Genomic DNA, 18,772 nt, shown 5'->3' on the forward strand with positions numbered 1-18,772 from the left:
ATCGCACAAATGGACTAGGCCCACGCCCGGGCGTTGTGCGCAATACTCGCCACATGCCCGCCAGCCTGCTGCTTGTTGACGACCACACCCTGTTTCGCACCGGGCTGCGCCTGATCGTGCAGGACCATCCCGCGGTGGCCTGCATTTCCGAGGCCGGCACGGTGGCCGAGGCCTGCGCGCTGCAGCTGGACGACGCGGACCTGGTGCTGCTGGATATTCAGATGCCCGGCATGAGCGGCCTGGACGGCCTGCGCCTGTTGCGCCAGGCCTGCCCCCGGGCGCGCATCGTGCTGGTATCCGCCAGCATGGCACCCGACGCCGTGTACGAGGCCCGCATGCGCGGCGCCGACGGCTTCCTGCCCAAGTCGGCCAGCGGCGAGGACATTCTGGAGGCGATCACCTGCGCCCTGTCGGGCGCGCCCTGCTTCCCCCCCAACAGCGGCAACGCCGCCGCCACCCGTGCCCCGGCCGCGCCCTCGCTGACGGCACGCCAGCTCGATGTGCTCGCGCTGCTGTGCACCGGCAAGCCCAACAAGGTGATTGCGCGCGACCTGGGGCTGAGCGAGAACACGGTGCGCGTGCATGTGGCCGCCATCTTTGCGCAGCTGGGCGTCAACAGCCGCAGCGCAGCCTTGCTGGCTGCGCAGCGGCTGGGCCTGTCGCTGCCGCCACTGCAGACGCTGCCTGACCATGACGCCGGCTGAAGCGCTGGGCATCGCGTTGCGCTGGCCCTGGCCGTCGCTGCGCTGGGAGCGCGATGATGTCCTGCGCGAGCAGGTCGCGTTGCTGCGGCAGAACTTTCCCATGACCCTGCTGGCCTCGCTGGCCACGGCACTGGGCACCCTGTGGGTGATGGGCAGCGGGGTCGACGGGCAGGCGCTGGCCGCCTGGCTGGTCTCGCACCTGCTGGTGGTGGCGGGGGTCTATCTCGCGCTGCGCAGCATGGACCCGACCCACGCACCCGCCCGCCCGTCGGCCTACAAGCTCATGGCCTGCATGGCCTGCATGGCCGGCATGGGGCTGAGCTGGGGCAGCCTGGGCCTGGTGGTGATGCAATGGGGCAACGCCGACAGCGTGATCTATGCGATCGGCATCATCAGCACGGTGTCATCCGGCGCCCTGGGGCTGGGGGCGCCGCTGTACCGCGCCTACCTCACCTACCTGAGCTGCGCCATCGGCGGCGTGCTGCTGGCCATTGCCATGGCGGGCGGGCCGGTGCTGTGGCCGGCGCTGGTTCTCACGCTGGTGTACTACGGCCTGACCTGCATGCAGGCCAGCACCACCGACACGGCCACGCGCCGCAGCATTGCCCTGAAGCTGGAAAACGTGCGCCTGGTGGGCGAGTTGCGCGCCGAATCCCAGCGCGCCCTGGCGGCCCAGAAGACTGCCGAAAAGGCCGATCGCGACAAATCCCGCTTCCTGGCGGCAGCCAGCCACGACCTGCGCCAGCCCCTGCATGCCATGGGCCTGTTTCTGGAGAGCCTGCAGCGCAGCCCCCTGAACGAGCACCAGCAGACGGTGCTGGACCATGCCCATGCCGCATCCAGCGCCGCGGCAGAAATGCTCACCACCTTGCTCGACTACTCACGGCTGGAGGCAGGTGTGGTCAAGGTACGCCCGGCGGCATTTGCCGTGCAGCCCCTGCTCACGGCCCTGGAGCAGGAGTTTGGCGTGCAGGCCGACAACGCGCGCCTCGTGTACCGCACGCGCGAGACTTCGGCGGCCGTCCACGCCGACCGCGCGCTGGTCGGCCTGGTGATGCGCAACTTCATCTCCAATGCGCTGCGCTACACCGCCCGGGGCGGCGTGCTGATTGCATGCCGCCGGCGCGGCCAGCGCGTGGCCCTGGAGGTGTGGGACACCGGGGTCGGCATTCCCCAGCACCAGTGGGATGACATTTTTCAGGAGTTCCTCCAGCTCGACAATCCGGAACGCGACCGGCGCAAGGGACTGGGTCTGGGCCTGGCCATCGTGCACCGGCTGGTGCGCGAGATGGGTACCACGGTCGAGCTGCACTCGCAGCCGGGCCGGGGCTCGGTGTTTCGCCTCTGGCTGGATGCGTGGGACGGTGCACTGGAAGATGAAGCCGCGCCACCATCCGACGACCACAGCCTGGAGGGCCTGCATGTGCTGGCCATCGACGACGACGAAGCGGTGCTCCTGGGCATGCAGTCGCTGCTGCAAAGCTGGGGCTGCCGCTGCACCGTGGCCGGATCGGGCGCGGAAGCGCTCGCGCGCCTGGGCGAACGCCGGCCGGATCTCATCATCACGGACTTCCGGCTGCGCCACGAGGAAACCGGCAAGCAGGTGCTGCAGGCCCTGCGCACCCGTCTGGGCATTGCGGTGCCGGCCATCATCATGACGGGCGACACTTCGCCCCAGCGCCTGCGCGATGCGCAAAGCACCTCGGCGCTGCTGTTGCACAAGCCCGTGTCCACCGGCCAGCTGCGCGAGGCCATGGTGCAGCTGCTGGCCCAGGGCCAGGAGCGCCCCGCCACCCGAGGCACATTGACAGCGGCGCTTACAGCCAGCGGCGCAACAGCCCCATGATGCGGTCGAACCGCGGGCCGTACGGCGGATAGAGCAGCGAACCCATGGCCCAGCGCGACTGCACCAGCACCGACTTCTGGTGGCAAAAGCGCAGGAAACCCTGCTCGCCGTGGTAGGCGCCCCAGCCGCTGTCGCCCACGCCGCCAAAGGGCAGGTTGTCGTGGGCGAAGTGCATGAGCGTGTCGTTCACCGTGACACCGCCACTCACGGTACGGCGCAGCACATCGCGCTGCACCGCTTCACTGCGGCCAAACCAGTACAGCGCCAGTGGGCGGGGCCCCGCATTGATGTGGGTGATGGCATCGTCCAGCCGGTCGTACGAGATCACGGGCAGGATGGGGCCAAAAATCTCCTCCTGCATCAGGCCCATGCCCGACGTGGCGCCAAACACCAGCGAGGGCGCCATCTGGCGGCTGGCCCCGTCGCCCAGTGTGCCCACGGTGGCGACCACAGGCTTGCCTGCGGTGGGATCGATGGTGTGCACCTCTGCGCCCTGCGTCTGGGCCTGCTGCAGCAGGGTGCGCAGCCGCGCATAGTAGCGCGGCGTGATGATGGAGGCGTAATCGGGGTTGCCCTCGATGCCGGGAAACAGGCGCGCCACCGCGGCCTGGTAGGCCTGCAAAAACTCGGCCTCGCGCCCGCGGGGCAGCAGCACGTAATCGGGGGCAATGCAGGTCTGGCCCGCATTGAGCAGCTTGCCGTGGGCAATCTTGAGCGCGGCGTCCTGCATGTCGCAATCGGCGTCCACGATGCACGGCGACTTGCCCCCCAGCTCCAGCGAGGTGGGCGTCAGGTTCTGCGCCGCCGCCTGCGCCACCTTGCGCCCCACCGCGGTGGAGCCGGTGAACACCAGGTGATCAAACGGCAGTGAGGCCACCAACTGCGCCGTGGCCGCATCGCCCTGCACCACGCAAAATTCATCCGCCGCAAAGAACTGCGCCACCAGCAGGGCCAGCTGCGCCGATGTGTGGGGCGTGAGCTCGCTGGGCTTGAGCATGACGCGGTTGCCCGCCGCCAGCGCCGTGATGGCGGGCGCCAGCGCCAGTTGCACGGGGTAGTTCCAGGGAGAAATCACACCCACCACGCCCAGGGGCTGGCGCGCGACCCAGCCCCGCGCGGGCTGCAAAAAGAAGGGCGTGCGCACCCTCTGGGGTTTCATCCAGCGCGCCAGGTAGCGCAAGGTGTGCGACAGCAAGGTGCGCAGCACGAAAAAATCGGCCATCTCGGTCAACCGCGGCGAGCGCATGCCGAAGTCGGCCTGCACGGCGGCGACCAGCACGGGGCCGTGCTCGTCGAGCATCTTCTGCATGCGCAGCAGGCGCTCGCGGCGGACCAGCAGGGGCACGTCAATGTGCTCGCGGCTGGCCTGGTGTTGCAGATTGAATTGGGCGCGGATGTCGTCAGGTGTCATGGCAGCCATCATAGAAGACGGCCCCCCTGCCTGAAACGTAAGAACCTGTGCCTTGCCAGCTTGCCGGCTTTACCGCAAATCGGCTGGTTCGCGCGGTTCGCGCGGCTCCACGTCCACCACCTCGCCGGCCCCCGGCAGCACGCCCGCGCGGCGCGAGGGCGTATCGGCAGCGGGCGCGGTGGACCAGCGCTCGGTGGAGCGGTACACCGTGCGCCAACCCGTGCGCGGGTCCACCCGCATGGTCCAGGGCATGACGGGCCGGCCGGTAAGCCGCGCCCAGACCGCCCGCAGCCCCCACGCCAGTGCGAGCACCAGCACAGCGGCCAGCAGGCTCAGAAACATCACCAGCCCGGCCACCACCACCACGGCCCGGATGAGCCAGCGGGTCAAGCCCGCCACAAAATCATTCAAACAACCTCCTCAGGCATCCGCCAGTTCTTTGCATTCAACAGGCCGCCAGCGCTTATTCATAAATCGCCAGAAGCTATATTATTTATAGCACCATAATCCCATCTGTCACGCCGACGCGAATGCGCCGAAGTGAAAGATGCCGGGCTCCCGCACCGGATCGACATCGACCGGGATCACGCTCTTGGGCGGGAAGCGCCCTTCCAGCAGCAGTTTGGACAGCGGGTTCTCGATGCGCTGCTGGATCGCCCGCTTGAGCGGCCGCGCACCAAACACCGGATCGAACCCCACCTTGGCCAGTTCTGCCAAGGCGGCGTCGGACACCTGCAACTCCAGGTCCATCTTCGCCAGCCGGGTTTGCAGCAGCTGCAGCTGGATCTTGGCGATCGATGCAATGTGCTGCGCATCGAGCGCATGGAACACCACGGTCTCGTCGATGCGGTTCAAGAACTCGGGGCGGAAATGGTTCTTGAGCTCGCCCCAGACCGCATCCTTGATGTCCTGCGAGTCCTGCCCCACCATGGCCTGGATCAGATGCGAGCCGATGTTGCTCGTCATCACGATCACCGTGTTCTTGAAGTCCACGGTGCGGCCCTGGCCATCGGTCAGGCGGCCATCGTCCAGCACCTGCAGCAGCACGTTGAACACGTCGGGGTGGGCCTTTTCCACCTCGTCGAGCAGCAGCACGCTGTAGGGCTTGCGGCGCACGGCCTCGGTGAGGTAGCCGCCCTCCTCGTAGCCTACGTAGCCGGGCGGCGCGCCGATCAGGCGGGCCACGGAATGCTTTTCCATGAACTCGCTCATGTCGATGCGGATCAGGTGTTCCTCGCTGTCGAACAGGAAGCCCGCCAGCGCCTTGCACAGCTCGGTCTTGCCCACGCCCGTGGGGCCGAGAAACAGGAACGAGCCCGTGGGACGATTCGGATCGCTCAGGCCCGAGCGCGAACGGCGGATGGCGTTGGCCACGGCGGCAATGGCCTCCTGCTGGCCCACCACGCGCTCGTGCAGCTTGGCTTCCATCTGCAGCAACTTGTCTTTTTCGCCCTGCATCATCTTGGCCACGGGGATGCCGGTGGCGCGGCTCACCACCTCGGCGATTTCCTCAGCGCCCACCTGGGTGCGCAGCAAACGGTTGGCCTGGGCCGCACCGTCCTTGCCTTCTTCCTTGGCCTGGGCTTCCTTGAGCTGCTTTTCCAGATCGGGCAGCTTGCCGTATTGCAGCTCGGCCACCTTGTTGAAGTCACCCTTGCGCTTCAATTCCTCGATCTGCAGCTTGACCTGCTCGACCTGCTCGCGCACCTGCTGGCTGCCCTGGGCCTGGGCCTTTTCGGATTGCCAGATTTCGTCGAGGTCGGCGATCTCTTTTTGCAGGGAGGCGATTTCTTCCTCGATCAGCTCAAAGCGCTTTTGCGAGGCCTCGTCTTTTTCACGCTTGACGGCTTCGCGCTCGATCTGCAACTGGATCAGGCGCCGGTCCAATTTGTCCATGACCTCGGGCTTGGAATCGAGCTCGATCTTGATCTTGCTGGCCGCCTCGTCAATCAGGTCGATCGCCTTGTCGGGCAGGAAGCGGTCGGTGATGTAGCGGTGCGAGAGTTCCGCCGCAGCCACGATGGCCGGGTCGGTGATCTCCACGCCGTGGTGCACCTCGTACTTTTCCTGCAGGCCGCGCAGGATGGCAATGGTGGCCTCCACCGTGGGCTCGCCCACCAGGATTTTCTGGAAGCGCCGTTCCAGCGCCGCGTCTTTCTCGATGTACTTGCGGTACTCGTCGAGCGTGGTCGCGCCCACGCAGTGCAGCTCGCCGCGCGCGAGCGCCGGCTTGAGCATGTTGCCGGCGTCCATCGCGCCCTCGGCCTTGCCCGCCCCCACCATGGTGTGCAGTTCGTCGATGAAGACGATGGTCTGGCCCTCGTCCTTGGCCAGCTCGTTGAGCACGGTTTTCAGGCGTTCCTCGAACTCACCGCGGAACTTGGCACCGGCCAGCAGCGCCGCCATGTCGAGCGACAGCACGCGCTTGCCCTTGAGCGATTCGGGCACCTCGCCGGCCACGATGCGCTGGGCCAGCCCCTCGACGATGGCCGTCTTGCCCACGCCGGGCTCGCCGATGAGCACGGGGTTGTTCTTGGTGCGGCGCTGCAGCACCTGGATGGCACGGCGGATCTCATCGTCGCGGCCGATCACCGGGTCGAGCTTGCCGATGCGGGCGCGCTCGGTCAGGTCGATACAGTATTTCTTCAAGGCCTCGCGCTGGCCCTCGGCCTCGGCGCTGTCCATCTTCTGGCCGCCGCGCACGGCGTCAATGGCGGCCTCCAGGCTCTTGCGCGTGAGGCCGTTTTCCTTGGCGATGCGCGCGGCCTCGCCCTTGCTGTCGATCACGGCCAGCAAAAACAGCTCGCTGGCGATGAACTGGTCGCCGCGCTTGATGGCCTCTTTTTCGGTGGCCTGCAGCACGCGGCCCAGCTCGGGCCCGACCTGCACCTGGTCCTGGCCCTGCACCTGGGGCAGGCGCTTAACGGCCGCTTCGGCCGCTGCCAGCAGGCCGGGCACATTGACGCCCGCCCGCTGCAGCAGCGCCTTGGGGCCGTCGTCCTGCTGGAGCATGGCCACGAGCATGTGCACGGGCTCGATGTAGGCGTGGTCGTTGCCCAGCGCAATGCTCTGGGCATCGCTCAGGGCTTCATGGAACTTGGTGGTGAATTTGTCGAGACGCATGGGTCAATGTCCTCCGAATTGCAGAGCACTTGGGGCAGGGGCTGCCTGATTTCAAGGCAGTGCCCTGCCTGCCGGTTGCGCTGTGTCAATGCACCATTCAGAAGCCATCGCCCCTGAAAACTACTTTTTTGATAGCTGCCAGCGCTTTACCAATCGCCATCAAAGGCCAATTTCATCCAAATTCTCCATGTCGAACAACGCCCAGGGCTTCAGGCATTGCTCGCCGTGATGCCCCAGCGTGCCAGGGCGGCGTCGTCGCTCACGCGCGCATCCACCCAGCGTGCGCCCTGGGGCGTTTCTTCCTTCTTCCAGAACGGTGCCTGGGTCTTGAGGTAGTCCATCAGGAACTCGCAGGCCTGAAAACTCTGGCCCCGGTGCGCGCTGGTGACGGCCACCAGCACGATCTGGTCGAGCGGCTGGAGCAGCCCGACGCGGTGGATCACGCGGGCACCCAGGATGTCGAAACGCCGCAAGGCCTCGTCCACCATGGCTTCGATGGATTTCTCGGTCATGCCGGGGTAATGCTCCAGCTCCATGGACGACACCGCGTCCCCCTCGTTCCTGTCGCGCACCGTGCCAATGAAACTGCATACCGCACCCACGCCCTTGTTCTCCCGGCGCAGAGCGGCGATTTCACAGGACAGGTCGAAGTCCTCGGTCTGGATGGAAACGCGGGGCAGGTTCATGGCAAAACGACTTTCATGCGACAGATTCACGGCGAGCGGTGCAGCCGGGGTGCGGCCAGCAATGCGCGCTCTTCCTCCACCACCTTGTTCAGTTGCGCGAGCGCGGGCGAGGGCGGCAATTGGGCCAGCAGGGTTTGCAGGCGCGTGACATCCGCCACGGTGGGGGCCACCTTGATCTGCGCGATGGCGGCGGGCAGGTTGCCGCCCCGCACCAGCGCCAGCACCTTGGCGGGCCATTCACTTTTATTGCGTGCCATAGATTGTGAAACAGGTTTGTCTGTACGATTCGCCCGCACTGTACCCGCACTGCAACCCCCTGCACCTGATTACCATGGCCACCCAAACGATTCAGACCGATCTGTACAAGCTCTACCCGTCCCCGCGCAACACGGTCCGCGATGTGTTCGAGTACCAGGTCTTCGTGCCCCACCCCTACGCCATCATCGACCTGGCGGCCATGGAACTGGCCGGCAAGACCACGCTGTTTGCCGCCTGCCGCCTGTCGGACATGAAGATGGGGCAACTGGTCACGTTCGCGCTGGCGGCCGACCAGGCCAAATTCGAGCGCCTGTTCACCCCCGACTGAACCGTGCCCATGGACGACGACAACCAGATCCACGTGCCGCCCTCCTTCCTGGCGGTGTACACCGACGCCCGCGGGCGCCTCACCGAAAAGGCCGATGAAGTGCGCAGCCGCTACGAGCTGTGCGAAGACCTGGCGGGCCACCTGGTGGAACACGCCCAGACGCTGTACCACGTGCAGGCGCCCTCCGAGGCCGAGATCCTGCGGCGCATCCATGCGGGGCTGTGCACGGCGGAATCGGGTGTGTCAGTGCCCGAAGCCACCTGGATCGTCACCCGGCTGGCCGAGTTGCTGGCGTGGCAGTGCCCTGAACTGGCCCTGGCGAAGGATGCAACGGTGAGCGACTGACGGGTGGCGCCGCCACTCCGTCCCTGCGCCCCAGGTTGCTGCGTGCAGCGATCAGAGCGACAGAATCCATTTGGCGAGCTGTTTGGCCTCAGCCTCACTGACCAAGGGCCGCTCGGAATCGTCGGGCATCTTGGCGATGCCCCAATGCCGACCGCTCCCGCCGTCACTGCCCTTCCGAATGGTGGCCACCAAGGTTTTCTCGGCACTCCGATCACCTTTCCACCGAACCGCAATCTTCTGGAATGCAGGGCCCGCGCCATCCTTGGTGATCGAGTGACACTGCATGCATTGTTTTTCGTCAGCGAGCTGGGGGTTGGCCCACGCAGAAAAGCCCATACCCAGCAAACCTGCGACGACGAGGAGGTGGAACGTCTTCATAAATATCCCCTTGCGGTTTGGCGACATGCCACATGCAAGATATTCCTGACGCAACCGCACGTCAATTGGCCCGCAACCAAATGCCATCGCAGTATTGACATACGTCAAAACAACCCAGGGGGATACGCAGGCCGACTTTCGGGGGCGGCGGCCGCTAGCAGACTGCAAGCCATGGTGCACCCGGTTACCGCCCACACCATTCAACGGCGGCACAGTGCCGAAACACAGCCGGTCTGGCCGATCCGGCTCCCCCGGCTACCCCCCCGTCACGGGCGGGAAAAACGCCACCTCGGCGCCATCGACCAGAACCGCCGACTCTTCGCTCAAGGCCTGGTTGAGCGCCATGCGCACCGCACGGCCACGTGCAAGGCTGGTGGCATGGGCACCACCGCGGGCAATGAGCTCGTCGCGCAACGCGCCCAAGGTGGTGGCCGTGGTTTGCATCGGCTCTTGCCCCGCGCCGATGGCCTCGCGGATGGAGGCGAAATAGCGCACTGTGATCTTTTTCATCGCTGGGCCGCCCCAAGATGAAAAGCGGTCCCCTCGGGGGGCAGCGAGCACACGAAGTGGGAAGTGTGGGGGCACATGTTCATGACAGCAACTCCGAAAACGCGATGAACCGCACCGTATCACCGGGTGCGATCGTCTGGCCGGCCGGGTTGTCCACCACGCCATCGCCCCAGGCGGCCGAGGTGAGCACGCCCGAGCTCTGGTTGTCGAACAGGTCCAGCCCGCCCGTGGTGTTGTGCCGCACGCGCAGGAATTCGCGGCGTTTGTCGGCCTTGGGCCAGGTGAAATCAGCGCGGACAGCCATGGATTGGGGTGCAACATCCTGCACGCCCTGCAGCCGCAGCACAAATGGCCGCACCAGCAGCGCGAAGGTCAGAAAACTGGACACCGGGTTGCCGGGCAGGCCCATGAAGTGCGCTGCACCCACGCGGCCATAGGCGAACGGCTTGCCGGGTTTCATGGCGATCTGCCACAGATCGAGCGTGCCCAGCGATTCGACGGCGGGCTTGATGTGGTCTTCCTCGCCCACGCTCACGCCGCCGCTGGTCAGGATCAGGTCGTGTGCGTTACTGGCTTGGCGCAAGGCGGCTATGGTGGCGTCGCGTCGGTCGGGCACGATGCCGAAATCGCTCACCTCGCAGCCCAGGCGCAGCAGCATGGCGCGCAGAAAGAAACGGTTGCTGTTGTAGATGGCGCCGGGGCGCATCTGCTCGGGCGGCACGTCGCCGGGCATGACCAGTTCATCGCCGGTGGAGAACAGTGCCACGCGTGGGCGGCGGGCCACCTGCAGTTGTGCCAGGCCGATGCTGGCAGCCAGGCCCAGCTCGGCCGGCGTGAGGCGGGTGCCGGCCTGCAGCACCACGGCGCCGCGCGTGATGTCTTCGCCGGCGCGGCGAATCCACTGGCCCGGCCGGGGCACGGCGTTGACGCGCACTCGGCCGTCGGCAAGCGCCTCGCAGTCTTCCTGCATCAGGATGGCGTCGGCGCCTGCGGGCACGGGCGCACCGGTGAAGATGCGCGCGGCGGTGCCGGCCTGCAGCGGCTCGCCCGCGCTGCCGGCGGCAATGCGCTGAGACACGGGCAGCGCAAGCCCCACCGCCGCTACATCGGCGCAGCGCACGGCATAGCCGTCCATGGCGCTGTTATCGATAGGAGGCACCTGCAGCACCGAGGAGCAACCCTGCGCCAGCACGCGGCCGTCGGCATCAAAAGTGGTGACAGTGTCGGTGCCCGCCAGCGGTGTGGCGTGGCCCAGCAGCTCGGCCAGCGCCTCATCCAGCGGTTTCAGGGGTTTCATTGGGGGACGCATGGCAACAGGTCTCCGTGCAGGTCCCACTGGTAGTCGAAGCGGTCGGCATGCTGCAGCAGCCAGTCCACCACCTGATCGGGGGCATTGAGGTCGAGCACGGGCCGTTGCGTGGGTACGGGCAGGTTGTGCGGGGCGTCGGTGGCGATGGCGACCACAAAGTCGTCGTCGGGGTACCGCACGGGCTTGGCCGCGCGGCCGGGCTCGGGTGCGCGCCAGACTTCGATCTTGAGCAGATCGCTGTCCTTGAAGCCCTCCACCAGCACCCAGTCCACGCCCTGGTACAGCTCTGCCAGCAGGTGGTGCACGCTGAGCGTGGCGGGCTGTTCGAACTCGCGCACCAGCATCAGGCGCTTGTCGGAGGCGGCCACCACTTCGAAGGCCCCGGCTTCGCGGTGGCGGTAAGTGTCCTTGCCAGGGTGGTCGATGTCGAAACTGTGGTGGGCATGCTTGACCACCGACACCCGCAGTCCCCGCAGGCGCAGCTCGGGGATGAGCTGCTCGACCAGCGTGGTCTTGCCACTGCCAGAGAAACCGGCAAAGCCTACAACCTTCATCCAATGCTCCTGTGAATAGCTATGCTATTTATAGCTGCCAGCGCTTATCAGAAAATCGCCAGGGGCATTTTTTACTCAAAACCCTGATATCCCGCACTTCCGACAGGGATCACTGGCAATGCCGCTCGATGTAGGCCTTGACCCGTTCCACATCGGCCGGCATGACCTGAACACGCTTGGGCAATGCCTCGATGCCGGCAAACCTGGCGGGCCGCTCGGGCGCATGGCCCAGGGCCTCCTGGATGGTTTCGGCAAACTTGATGGGCAGCGCCGTCTCCAGCACGATCATCGGCACCGCCGGGTCGCCCCGGTGCTCGCGCGCCACCTTCACGCCATCGGCGGTGTGGGTATCGATGGTCACGCCAAAGCGGTGGTAGGTGTCCTTGATCGTGGCCAGGCGGTCGGCGTGCGTGCTCCTGCCGCTTTCAAAGCCGTATTTGGCGGCGGCATCGGCAAACAGCGGGTCGGCGCTCAGATCGAAGCGGCCATAGGTCTGCAAGGCAGCGCTGAACAAGGCCTTGGTGCGCTGGCCATTGCGCCCCAGCAGGTCAAAAATGAAACGCTCGAAGTTGCTGGCCTTGCTGATGTCCATCGAGGGGCTCGACGTTTCGTGCGTGTCGGCACTGCCGCGCACACGGTACACGCCGGTGCGAAAGAACTCGTCGAGCACATCGTTTTCGTTGGTGGCCACCACCAGCCTGGCAATCGGCAGGCCCATGCAGCGCGCCACATGGCCGGCGCAGATGTTGCCAAAGTTGCCGCTGGGCACGGTGAAGCTGACCTTCTGGTCGTTCGTTTCCGTGGCCTGGATGTAGCCCGCGAAGTAGTACACCACCTGCGCCAAGAGGCGCGCCCAGTTGATGGAGTTGACCGTGCCGATCTTGTACTGGCGCTTGAAGTTAAGGTCATTGCTGACCGCCTTGACGATGTCCTGGCAGTCGTCGAACACGCCTTCGATGGCGATGTTGTGGATGTTCTCGTCCTGCAGGCTGAACATCTGCGCCTGCTGGAACGCGCTCATGCGGCCGTGCGGACTGGTCATGAAGACGCGCACGCCCTCTTTGCCGCGCATGGCGTATTCGGCCGCGCTGCCGGTGTCGCCGCTGGTGGCGCCCAGGATGTTGAGCTCTTCGCCCCGGCGCTTGAGTTCATATTCGAACAGATTGCCCAGCAGCTGCATGGCTATGTCCTTGAATGCCAGCGTGGGGCCATTGGACAGGGCTTCGAGCCACAGGCCGTCTTCGAGGTGGCGCAGGGGCACGATCTCGCCCGTGCCGAAGACTTCGGCGGTGTACGTCTTGGCGCACAGGGCTTTCAGGTCGGCGGCGGGAATGTCGTCGATGTACAGCGACAGGATCTGGAACGCCAGCTCGGCGTAGCCTTGGCTTTGGTACGCCTTGCGCAGGCGCGTGAGGGCGGCATCGTCGATCTGCGGGTAATGCTCGGGCAGGTACAGCCCGCCATCGGGCGCCAGGCCTTCAAGCAGGATGTCGCAGAAATGCTTGCGGTCGGGATGGCCGCGCGTGGACAGGTACAGCATGGCAATCTCGCTCTTAATTCAGCTCTTCCTTGCGGATGCGCGTGATGGGGGCCAGCACCGTGGGGAGCTGCTGCATCTGGGCGATGGCATCGTTCATGGTGCCTTCGCGCGTGTCGTGCGTGAGGATGATGAGGTCGGTTTGCGTGGAGCCCTCGCCGCCCACCTCGTCGGCCTCGCGCTGCAGCACGGCGTCGATGCTGATGCCGGCGCCAGCCAGGATGCCGGTGACCTTGGCCAGCACGCCGGCCTGGTCGGCTACGCGCAGGCGCAGGTAGTAGCTGGTGACCACTTCACTCATGGGCAGCACCGGCAGCTCGCTCATGGCCTGGTCGAGGGTGTGGGGCTGGAAAGCCAGGTGCGGCACGCGATTGAGCGGGTCCACGGTGTGCAGGCGGGTGATGTCCACCAGGTCTGCAATCACGGCACTGGCCGTGGGCTCGGAGCCCGCGCCCTTGCCGTAGTACAGCGTGGCACCCACGGCGTCGCCCTGCACCACCACGGCGTTCATAGCGCCTTCCACGTTGGCAATCAGGCGCTTGGCAGGCACCAGGCTGGGGTGTACGCGCAGCTCGATGCCCCCGACGGCTTTGCCGGTGGCATCGGTTCTTTCCACGCGCTTGGTGATGCCCAGCAGCTTGATGCGGTAGCCCAGCTGCTCGGCGTACTTGATGTCGGTGGCGCTGAGCTGGGTGATGCCTTCGACATAGGCCTTGTCGAACTGCACCGGTATGCCAAAGGCAATGGCACTCATGATGGTGGCCTTGTGCGCGGCGTCCACGCCCTCGATGTCGAAGGTGGGGTCGGCCTCGGCGTAGCCCAGGCGCTGCGCTTCCTTCAGCACCACGGCAAAGTCCAGGCCCTTGTCGCGCATCTCCGACAGGATGAAGTTGGTGGTGCCGTTGATGATGCCGGCCAGCCACTGGATGCGGTTGGCGGTGAGGCCCTCGCGCAGCGCCTTGATGATGGGGATCCCCCCGGCCACGGCGGCTTCAAACGCCACCATCACGCCCTTGGCCGATGCGGCGGCGAAGATCTCGGTGCCATGCACGGCCAGCAGCGCCTTGTTGGCGGTGACCACATGCTTGCCGGCGGCGATGGCTTCGAGCACCAGCGCCTTGGCCACACCGTAGCCGCCGATCAGCTCGATGACGATGTCGATGTCGGGATTGGCAATGACGGCGCGCGCGTCGTTCACCACCTGCACGCCCTCGCCCACCACTTTTCTGGCGCGCTCCACGTCGAGGTCGGCCACCATGGCGATCTCGATGCCCCGGCCGGCGCGGCGGCGGATTTCTTCCTGGTTGCGGTGCAGCACGTTGAAGACGCCACTGCCAACGGTGCCAATGCCCAGCAGGCCTACTTGGATCGGTTTCATGGAAAATTTACCAGTCAAAATGATTGCAGCGCTTTACCTATCAGCGCAAGCAGCTATCAAAAAAGAGTCTCAGTTGGTGCCAGACCGCTTGCGGTACTGCTCCAGGAAGCGGGCCACGCGGCCAATGGCCTCGCGCAGGTCATCCTCGTGCGGCAAAAACACGATGCGGAAATGGTCGGGCCAGGCCCAGTTGAAGCCCGTGCCCTGCACCAGCATGACCTTGGTTTCCTGCAGCAATTCCAGAAAGAACTGCTGGTCGTCCTTGATTGGATAAATCTCCGGATCGAGGCGCGGAAACATGTACAGGGCAGCCTGTGGCTTCACGCAGGTGACCCCCGGAATGGCGGTGATGAGCTGGTAGGCCAGGTCGCGCTGCTTGCGCAGGCGCCCGCCCTCGCCCACCAGCTCGTTGATGCTCTGGTAGCCGCCCAGCGCGGTCTGCACGGCCCACTGGCCAGGCACATTGGCGCACAGGCGCATGTTCGAGAGCATGTTCAGGCCCTCGATGTAATCGCGGGCGGGCTTCTTGTCGCCCGACACCACGAGCCAGCCGGCGCGGTAACCGCACGAGCGGTAGCTCTTGGACAGCGAGTTGAAGGTGAGCGTGAGCACGTCTTCGCTCAGCGAGCCAATGGCCGTGTGCTTGGCGCCGTCGTACAGCACCTTGTCGTACACCTCGTCGGCAAAGATCACCAGGCCATGCTCGCGGGCGATGGCCACAATGCCCTTGAGCAGCGCGTCGGAGTACAGCGCGCCCGTGGGGTTGTTGGGGTTGATGACAACAATGCCCTTGGTGCGGGGCGTGACCTTCGCGCGGATGTCATCGAGGTCGGGCATCCAGCCATTGGCTTCATCGCACAGGTAATGCACGGGCGTGCCGCCCGACAGGCTGGCCGCCGCCGTCCACAGCGGGTAGTCGGGCGAGGGCAGCAGCAGTTCGTCGCCGGTGTCGAGCAGCGCATTGGTGGCCATGACGATGAGTTCGCTGGCACCGTTGCCCAGGTAGATGTCGTCCAGCGTGACGCCCTTGATGCCCTGCTTCTGTGTCTCGTGCATCACGGCCTTGCGCGCCGCAAAGATGCCCTTGCTGTCCGAATAGCCTGCCGAATTGGGCAGGTTGCGGATCATGTCCTGCTGGATTTCCTCGGGGGCATCGAAGCCGAACACGGCCAGGTTGCCGATGTTGAGCTTGATGATCTTGTGACCGTCCTCCTCCATCTGCCGGGCCGCGTCCATGATGGGGCCCCGGATGTCGTAGCAGACGTTGGCGAGCTTGGCGGATTTGTGGACGGTTTTCATGGGCTGACGTTGGAATGCGATGGAGCCAGAGACCTGACAGCGCCCGGGCGCTTTGGCGAAACCTATAATTTGACCACAGATCGCCGGCGACCCCGAGGCCACAACGCCCCCGTAAAGCCCCAACCCACGGCCCGCGCCCACCCACCCCGTCCTTGCATGAAATTCCAGCCCGAACCTTCCACCGCGCAGACCATCCGTGCCTACGGCCCCGGCTGGATCGGTGTGGATACGGAAAAGATCACCACCAGCATCATCCTGGGTTCGGGCGGCCTGCGCCTGGCCTGGCCATGCACCCGCTTTGAAGACCTGACACCCGAGCATTTCGCCCAGCTGGCCACCCTGGAGGCGGAACTGATCGTCTTTGGCAGCGGCACACGCAACCGCTTTCCGCCACCCGCCTGGCTGCAGCCGCTGATGGCCCGGCGACTGGGCCTTGAAACCATGGACACCCCCGCTGCCTGCCGCACCTACAACATTCTTGCCAGCGAAGGCCGCAACGTGGTGGCGGCGCTCATTCTGGAAGCGCCAGGGTCTTAGGGGGCGGGGTGGCAGCTTGGTTCTCGGGCGTTTTCAGGGTAAAATCTCGGGTTGCGGTCGGGGGCACCACCAAAAGCAATAACACCCCAGCTCCCCCGGCTTTTCAACGACTACATCCTGAGAGATTGAAGTGCCATGGCGATCGTTGTCAACAAACCCCTCCCTGAATTTGAAGCCAACGCGACTGGTGGAATCAAGGTGTCCAACACCTCCCACCTCGGCCAGATTGTGATTCTGTACTTCTACCCCAAGGACAACACCCCTGGATGCACCACGGAAGCCATGCAGTTCCGTGACCGGTACAAGGACTTCGTCAAGGCGGGTGCAGCCGTTTTCGGCGTATCGCGCGACAACATGAAGTCGCACGACGAGTTCAAGGAAAAGCTGGAGCTGCCGTTTGAGCTGATCGCCGACACCGAAGAAAAGATGTGCCACATGTTCGGCGTGGTCAAGAACAAGATCATGTACGGCAAGAAGGTCAAGGGCATCGAGCGCAGCACCTTCCTGATCGGACCCGATGGCATTCTGCACAACGAATGGCGCGGTCTCAAGGTGCCGGGCCACGTGGACGAAGTGCTCAAGGCCGTCAAGACCATCAAGGCCCTGAAAAAGGCCGCCTGAAATTCACCGTTGCAAGCCTGCCGACACGGACTGCGGACGCCTTCCGCAATCCGACACGGTGAATGGGCATAATGGTTCGATGCTTCTGAAATCAGCAACGCTTTTTTCTCCCTCCAAAGCCGCCTTGGTCTCCAGGCGGCTTTTTGCTTTCTGAACACCCCACTGCCCGAGACCCCGCCACCATGCCCCTGCCCCCCGCCCCCAGCCGGCGCGCCGCCCTCCTCGCGCCTGAAGCCTACAAAGCAAGCGCCCGCGCCCGCCCCGTCGAAAATCTGCTTCCCGACCCAGAGACAGTGGCCATCCCCGCCAGCCGGGGTGGACGCAAGAGCGCACGCAACGATGGGGCGCCCATCGAAATGGGCGCGGCCCCTGCCCTGATCCAGGTCGAGACCCGGTCGCGCACGCCGGAACCCGCACGCACGCCCGCCACGGCCCCTGCACCCGCTGCGCGCAGCTCTGCCAGCACACGCGGCTCGCGCAGCCCCGGCAGCAAGACCACTGCCAGCGCGCCCGCAGCAGCCGGTGCGTCCCGCAGCAAAAAGGCGGCACCGCAGGGCCCTGCGAAGCTGTTCGTGCTGGACACCAACGTGCTGCTGCACGATCCGACCAGCCTGTTCCGCTTTGAGGAACACGACATCTTCCTGCCCATGATCGTGCTGGAAGAGCTGGATGGCCACAAGAAGGGCATGACCGAAGTGGCCCGCAACGGCCGCCAGACCAGCCGCACCCTGGATGCCCTGGCGGGCGTGCAAGGCGCCGACATTGCGCATGGCCTCAAGCTCGACTCCACAGGCCAGCGCGCTGCGGGCGGCCACCTGTTCTTCCAGACGGCCCCGCTCGATTACAGCCTGCCCACCAGCCTGCCGCAAGGCAAGGCCGACAACCAGATCCTGGGCGTGGTGGAAGCGCTGCGCAAGCTGCACGCCCCGCGCGAAGTGGTGCTGGTGTCCAAGGACATCAACATGCGCGTCAAGGCGCGCGCCCTGGGCCTGAACGCCGAGGACTACCAGAATGACAAGACGCTGGAAGACGGCGACCTGCTCTACTCTGGCGTGCTGGCCCTGCCCCCCGACTTCTGGGCCAAGAGCGGCAAGAACGTGGAAAGCTGGCAAAGCGGCGCGAGCACCTATTACCGCATTGGCGGCCCCATCGTGCCGCAGCTGATGATCAACCAGTTTGTGTACTTCGAGGCTCCGGGCGAGCCCAGCATGTTTGCCCGGGTCAGCGAGATCCGCGAGAAAACCGCGGTGCTGCAGACGCTCAAGGACTATGGCTCGGCCAAGCATGCGGTGTGGGGCGTGACCACGCGCAACCGCGAGCAGAACTACGCCATGAATCTGCTCATGGACCCCGAGGTCGATTTCGTCACACTGACCGGCACGGCCGGCACCGGCAAGACCCTGCTGGCCCTGGCCGCGGGCCTGACCCAGGTGCTGGACGACCGCCGCTACACCGAAATCATCATGACCCGCGCCACCGTGAGCGTGGGCGAGGACATCGGCTTTCTGCCCGGCACCGAAGAGGAAAAAATGGGCCCCTGGATGGGCGCGCTCGACGACAACCTCGAATTCCTGGCCAAGGGCGACGGCGGCAACGCCGGCGAATGGGGCCGCGCCGCCACCAACGAGCTCATCCGCAGCCGCATCAAGATCAAGAGCATGAACTTCATGCGCGGGCGCACCTTCCTGAACAAGTACGTGATCATCGACGAGGCGCAGAACCTGACGCCCAAGCAGATGAAGACGCTGATCACCCGCGCCGGCCCCGGCACCAAGATCATCTGCATGGGCAACCTGGCGCAGATCGACACGCCCTACCTCACCGAAGGCTCGTCGGGCCTGACCTACGCCGTGGACCGCTTCAAGGGCTGGCCGCACAGCGGCCACATCACGCTGGCGCGCGGCGAGCGTTCACGCCTGGCGGACTTTGCCAGCGAGGTGCTGTAAGC

Annotated in this window: 19 protein-coding genes; 7 read left to right on the plus strand and 12 right to left on the minus strand. The window is 65.4% G+C overall.

The features are described 5' to 3' along the window. The first annotated feature begins 53 nt into the window (after positions 1-53). Together BLW02_RS03875 and BLW02_RS03880 are read left to right on the plus strand one after the other, a co-directional pair. Positions 54-704, plus strand: coding sequence for a response regulator (locus BLW02_RS03875; protein WP_092697117.1), 651 nt, complete (start codon positions 54-56; stop codon positions 702-704). Further along, positions 691-2,550, plus strand: a complete 1,860-nt coding sequence (locus BLW02_RS03880) for a hybrid sensor histidine kinase/response regulator (protein WP_092697118.1) — start codon at positions 691-693, stop codon at positions 2,548-2,550. Before BLW02_RS03875 ends, BLW02_RS03880 begins: the two co-directional genes overlap by 14 nt. On the opposite strand, the gene BLW02_RS03885 is transcribed toward BLW02_RS03880, so the two are convergent. The 5 genes from BLW02_RS03885 to BLW02_RS03905 form a co-directional block, all read right to left on the minus strand. Further along, on the minus strand, positions 2,522-3,970 hold the full coding sequence (locus tag BLW02_RS03885) for a coniferyl aldehyde dehydrogenase (RefSeq protein WP_092697218.1): 1,449 nt from the start codon (positions 3,968-3,970) through the stop codon (positions 2,522-2,524). The genes BLW02_RS03880 and BLW02_RS03885 overlap by 29 nt on opposite strands. Before the next feature lie 60 nt (positions 3,971-4,030). Next, positions 4,031-4,372 (minus strand): hypothetical protein, encoded by a 342-nt coding sequence (locus tag BLW02_RS03890; RefSeq protein ID WP_092697119.1) that lies wholly within the window; start codon positions 4,370-4,372, stop codon positions 4,031-4,033. 105 nt (positions 4,373-4,477) lie between these two features. Then, positions 4,478-7,084 carry an ATP-dependent chaperone ClpB gene (gene clpB / locus BLW02_RS03895; RefSeq protein ID WP_092697120.1) on the minus strand — a complete coding sequence of 869 codons (2,607 nt, stop codon included), beginning with the start codon at positions 7,082-7,084 and terminating at the stop codon, positions 4,478-4,480. Positions 7,085-7,293: 209 nt separating this feature from the next. Further along, on the minus strand, positions 7,294-7,770 hold the full coding sequence (locus tag BLW02_RS03900) for a molybdenum cofactor biosynthesis protein MoaE (RefSeq protein WP_092697121.1): 477 nt from the start codon (positions 7,768-7,770) through the stop codon (positions 7,294-7,296). 26 nt (positions 7,771-7,796) lie between these two features. Further along, on the minus strand, positions 7,797-8,027 hold the full coding sequence (locus BLW02_RS03905) for a hypothetical protein (RefSeq protein WP_026436456.1): 231 nt from the start codon (positions 8,025-8,027) through the stop codon (positions 7,797-7,799). A 74-nt stretch (positions 8,028-8,101) separates the two neighbouring features. Between BLW02_RS03905 and BLW02_RS03910 the strand changes: the two genes are divergently transcribed. Next, positions 8,102-8,356: a hypothetical protein gene (locus BLW02_RS03910; protein ID WP_092697219.1), complete on the plus strand. Its 255-nt coding sequence runs from the start codon at positions 8,102-8,104 to the stop codon at positions 8,354-8,356. A gap of 9 nt (positions 8,357-8,365) precedes the next feature. Continuing rightward, on the plus strand, positions 8,366-8,701 hold the full coding sequence (locus tag BLW02_RS03915; RefSeq protein WP_092697122.1) for a hypothetical protein: 336 nt from the start codon (positions 8,366-8,368) through the stop codon (positions 8,699-8,701). Between the two features lie 51 nt (positions 8,702-8,752). On the opposite strand, the gene BLW02_RS03920 is transcribed toward BLW02_RS03915, so the two are convergent. The 7 genes from BLW02_RS03920 to BLW02_RS03950 all read right to left on the minus strand — a co-directional run bounded on the left by BLW02_RS03920 (position 8,753) and on the right by BLW02_RS03950 (position 15,666). Continuing rightward, positions 8,753-9,079, minus strand: a complete 327-nt coding sequence (locus BLW02_RS03920) for a c-type cytochrome (protein WP_092697123.1) — start codon at positions 9,077-9,079, stop codon at positions 8,753-8,755. Between the two features lie 255 nt (positions 9,080-9,334). Then, positions 9,335-9,589 carry a molybdopterin converting factor subunit 1 gene (gene moaD, locus BLW02_RS03925; protein WP_092697124.1) on the minus strand — a complete coding sequence of 85 codons (255 nt, stop codon included), beginning with the start codon at positions 9,587-9,589 and terminating at the stop codon, positions 9,335-9,337. 79 nt (positions 9,590-9,668) lie between these two features. Continuing rightward, the gene (locus tag BLW02_RS03930) at positions 9,669-10,886 is read right to left on the minus strand and encodes a molybdopterin molybdotransferase MoeA (RefSeq protein WP_425285641.1); all 1,218 of its coding nucleotides are present in this window, start codon (positions 10,884-10,886) and stop codon (positions 9,669-9,671) included. Continuing rightward, the gene (gene mobB, locus BLW02_RS03935; RefSeq protein ID WP_092697126.1) at positions 10,883-11,452 is read right to left on the minus strand and encodes a molybdopterin-guanine dinucleotide biosynthesis protein B; all 570 of its coding nucleotides are present in this window, start codon (positions 11,450-11,452) and stop codon (positions 10,883-10,885) included. The genes BLW02_RS03930 and mobB overlap by 4 nt, the downstream gene beginning before the upstream one ends. Positions 11,453-11,561: 109 nt before the next feature. Continuing rightward, positions 11,562-12,992: a threonine synthase gene (gene thrC / locus BLW02_RS03940; RefSeq protein ID WP_092697127.1), complete on the minus strand. Its 1,431-nt coding sequence runs from the start codon at positions 12,990-12,992 to the stop codon at positions 11,562-11,564. A 13-nt stretch (positions 12,993-13,005) separates the two neighbouring features. Next, entirely contained in the window at positions 13,006-14,367 is a 1,362-nt protein-coding gene (locus BLW02_RS03945) for a homoserine dehydrogenase (protein WP_092697128.1), read from the minus strand. A 69-nt stretch (positions 14,368-14,436) separates the two neighbouring features. After that, positions 14,437-15,666, minus strand: a complete 1,230-nt coding sequence (locus BLW02_RS03950) for a pyridoxal phosphate-dependent aminotransferase (RefSeq protein WP_092697129.1) — start codon at positions 15,664-15,666, stop codon at positions 14,437-14,439. 156 nt (positions 15,667-15,822) lie between these two features. Here BLW02_RS03950 and BLW02_RS03955 point away from each other — a divergent pair, with 156 nt between their 5' ends. The 3 genes from BLW02_RS03955 to BLW02_RS03965 all read left to right on the plus strand — a co-directional run bounded on the left by BLW02_RS03955 (position 15,823) and on the right by BLW02_RS03965 (position 18,770). Continuing rightward, positions 15,823-16,203, plus strand: coding sequence for an Mth938-like domain-containing protein (locus BLW02_RS03955; RefSeq protein WP_092697130.1), 381 nt, complete (start codon positions 15,823-15,825; stop codon positions 16,201-16,203). A 135-nt stretch (positions 16,204-16,338) separates the two neighbouring features. After that, positions 16,339-16,824: a peroxiredoxin gene (locus BLW02_RS03960; RefSeq protein ID WP_026436445.1), complete on the plus strand. Its 486-nt coding sequence runs from the start codon at positions 16,339-16,341 to the stop codon at positions 16,822-16,824. Between the two features lie 182 nt (positions 16,825-17,006). Continuing rightward, the gene (locus BLW02_RS03965) at positions 17,007-18,770 is read left to right on the plus strand and encodes a PhoH family protein (protein WP_092697131.1); all 1,764 of its coding nucleotides are present in this window, start codon (positions 17,007-17,009) and stop codon (positions 18,768-18,770) included. The last annotated feature ends 2 nt before the right edge of the window (positions 18,771-18,772 follow it).

The organism is Acidovorax soli (assembly GCF_900107605.1).
GTDB lineage: Bacteria > Pseudomonadota > Gammaproteobacteria > Burkholderiales > Burkholderiaceae_C > Acidovorax > Acidovorax soli.

What these genes read in the sequence shown, in the direction of transcription:
- BLW02_RS03950 (WP_092697129.1), bottom strand. Translation starts at nt 15,666, where the DNA reads ATGAAAACCGTCCACAAATCCGCCAAGCTCGCCAACGTCTGCTACGAC.
- BLW02_RS03880 (WP_092697118.1), top strand. Translation starts at nt 691, where the DNA reads ATGACGCCGGCTGAAGCGCTGGGCATCGCGTTGCGCTGGCCCTGGCCG.
- moaD (WP_092697124.1), bottom strand. Translation starts at nt 9,589, where the DNA reads ATGAAAAAGATCACAGTGCGCTATTTCGCCTCCATCCGCGAGGCCATC.
- BLW02_RS03900 (WP_092697121.1), bottom strand. Translation starts at nt 7,770, where the DNA reads ATGAACCTGCCCCGCGTTTCCATCCAGACCGAGGACTTCGACCTGTCC.
- BLW02_RS03905 (WP_026436456.1), bottom strand. Translation starts at nt 8,027, where the DNA reads ATGGCACGCAATAAAAGTGAATGGCCCGCCAAGGTGCTGGCGCTGGTG.
- BLW02_RS03875 (WP_092697117.1), top strand. Translation starts at nt 54, where the DNA reads ATGCCCGCCAGCCTGCTGCTTGTTGACGACCACACCCTGTTTCGCACC.
- BLW02_RS03920 (WP_092697123.1), bottom strand. Translation starts at nt 9,079, where the DNA reads ATGAAGACGTTCCACCTCCTCGTCGTCGCAGGTTTGCTGGGTATGGGC.
- thrC (WP_092697127.1), bottom strand. Translation starts at nt 12,992, where the DNA reads ATGCTGTACCTGTCCACGCGCGGCCATCCCGACCGCAAGCATTTCTGC.
- BLW02_RS03885 (WP_092697218.1), bottom strand. Translation starts at nt 3,970, where the DNA reads ATGGCTGCCATGACACCTGACGACATCCGCGCCCAATTCAATCTGCAA.
- BLW02_RS03930 (WP_425285641.1), bottom strand. Translation starts at nt 10,886, where the DNA reads ATGAAACCCCTGAAACCGCTGGATGAGGCGCTGGCCGAGCTGCTGGGC.
- BLW02_RS03910 (WP_092697219.1), top strand. Translation starts at nt 8,102, where the DNA reads ATGGCCACCCAAACGATTCAGACCGATCTGTACAAGCTCTACCCGTCC.
- BLW02_RS03945 (WP_092697128.1), bottom strand. Translation starts at nt 14,367, where the DNA reads ATGAAACCGATCCAAGTAGGCCTGCTGGGCATTGGCACCGTTGGCAGT.
- BLW02_RS03915 (WP_092697122.1), top strand. Translation starts at nt 8,366, where the DNA reads ATGGACGACGACAACCAGATCCACGTGCCGCCCTCCTTCCTGGCGGTG.
- mobB (WP_092697126.1), bottom strand. Translation starts at nt 11,452, where the DNA reads ATGAAGGTTGTAGGCTTTGCCGGTTTCTCTGGCAGTGGCAAGACCACG.
- BLW02_RS03955 (WP_092697130.1), top strand. Translation starts at nt 15,823, where the DNA reads ATGAAATTCCAGCCCGAACCTTCCACCGCGCAGACCATCCGTGCCTAC.
- clpB (WP_092697120.1), bottom strand. Translation starts at nt 7,084, where the DNA reads ATGCGTCTCGACAAATTCACCACCAAGTTCCATGAAGCCCTGAGCGAT.
- BLW02_RS03960 (WP_026436445.1), top strand. Translation starts at nt 16,339, where the DNA reads ATGGCGATCGTTGTCAACAAACCCCTCCCTGAATTTGAAGCCAACGCG.
- BLW02_RS03965 (WP_092697131.1), top strand. Translation starts at nt 17,007, where the DNA reads ATGCCCCTGCCCCCCGCCCCCAGCCGGCGCGCCGCCCTCCTCGCGCCT.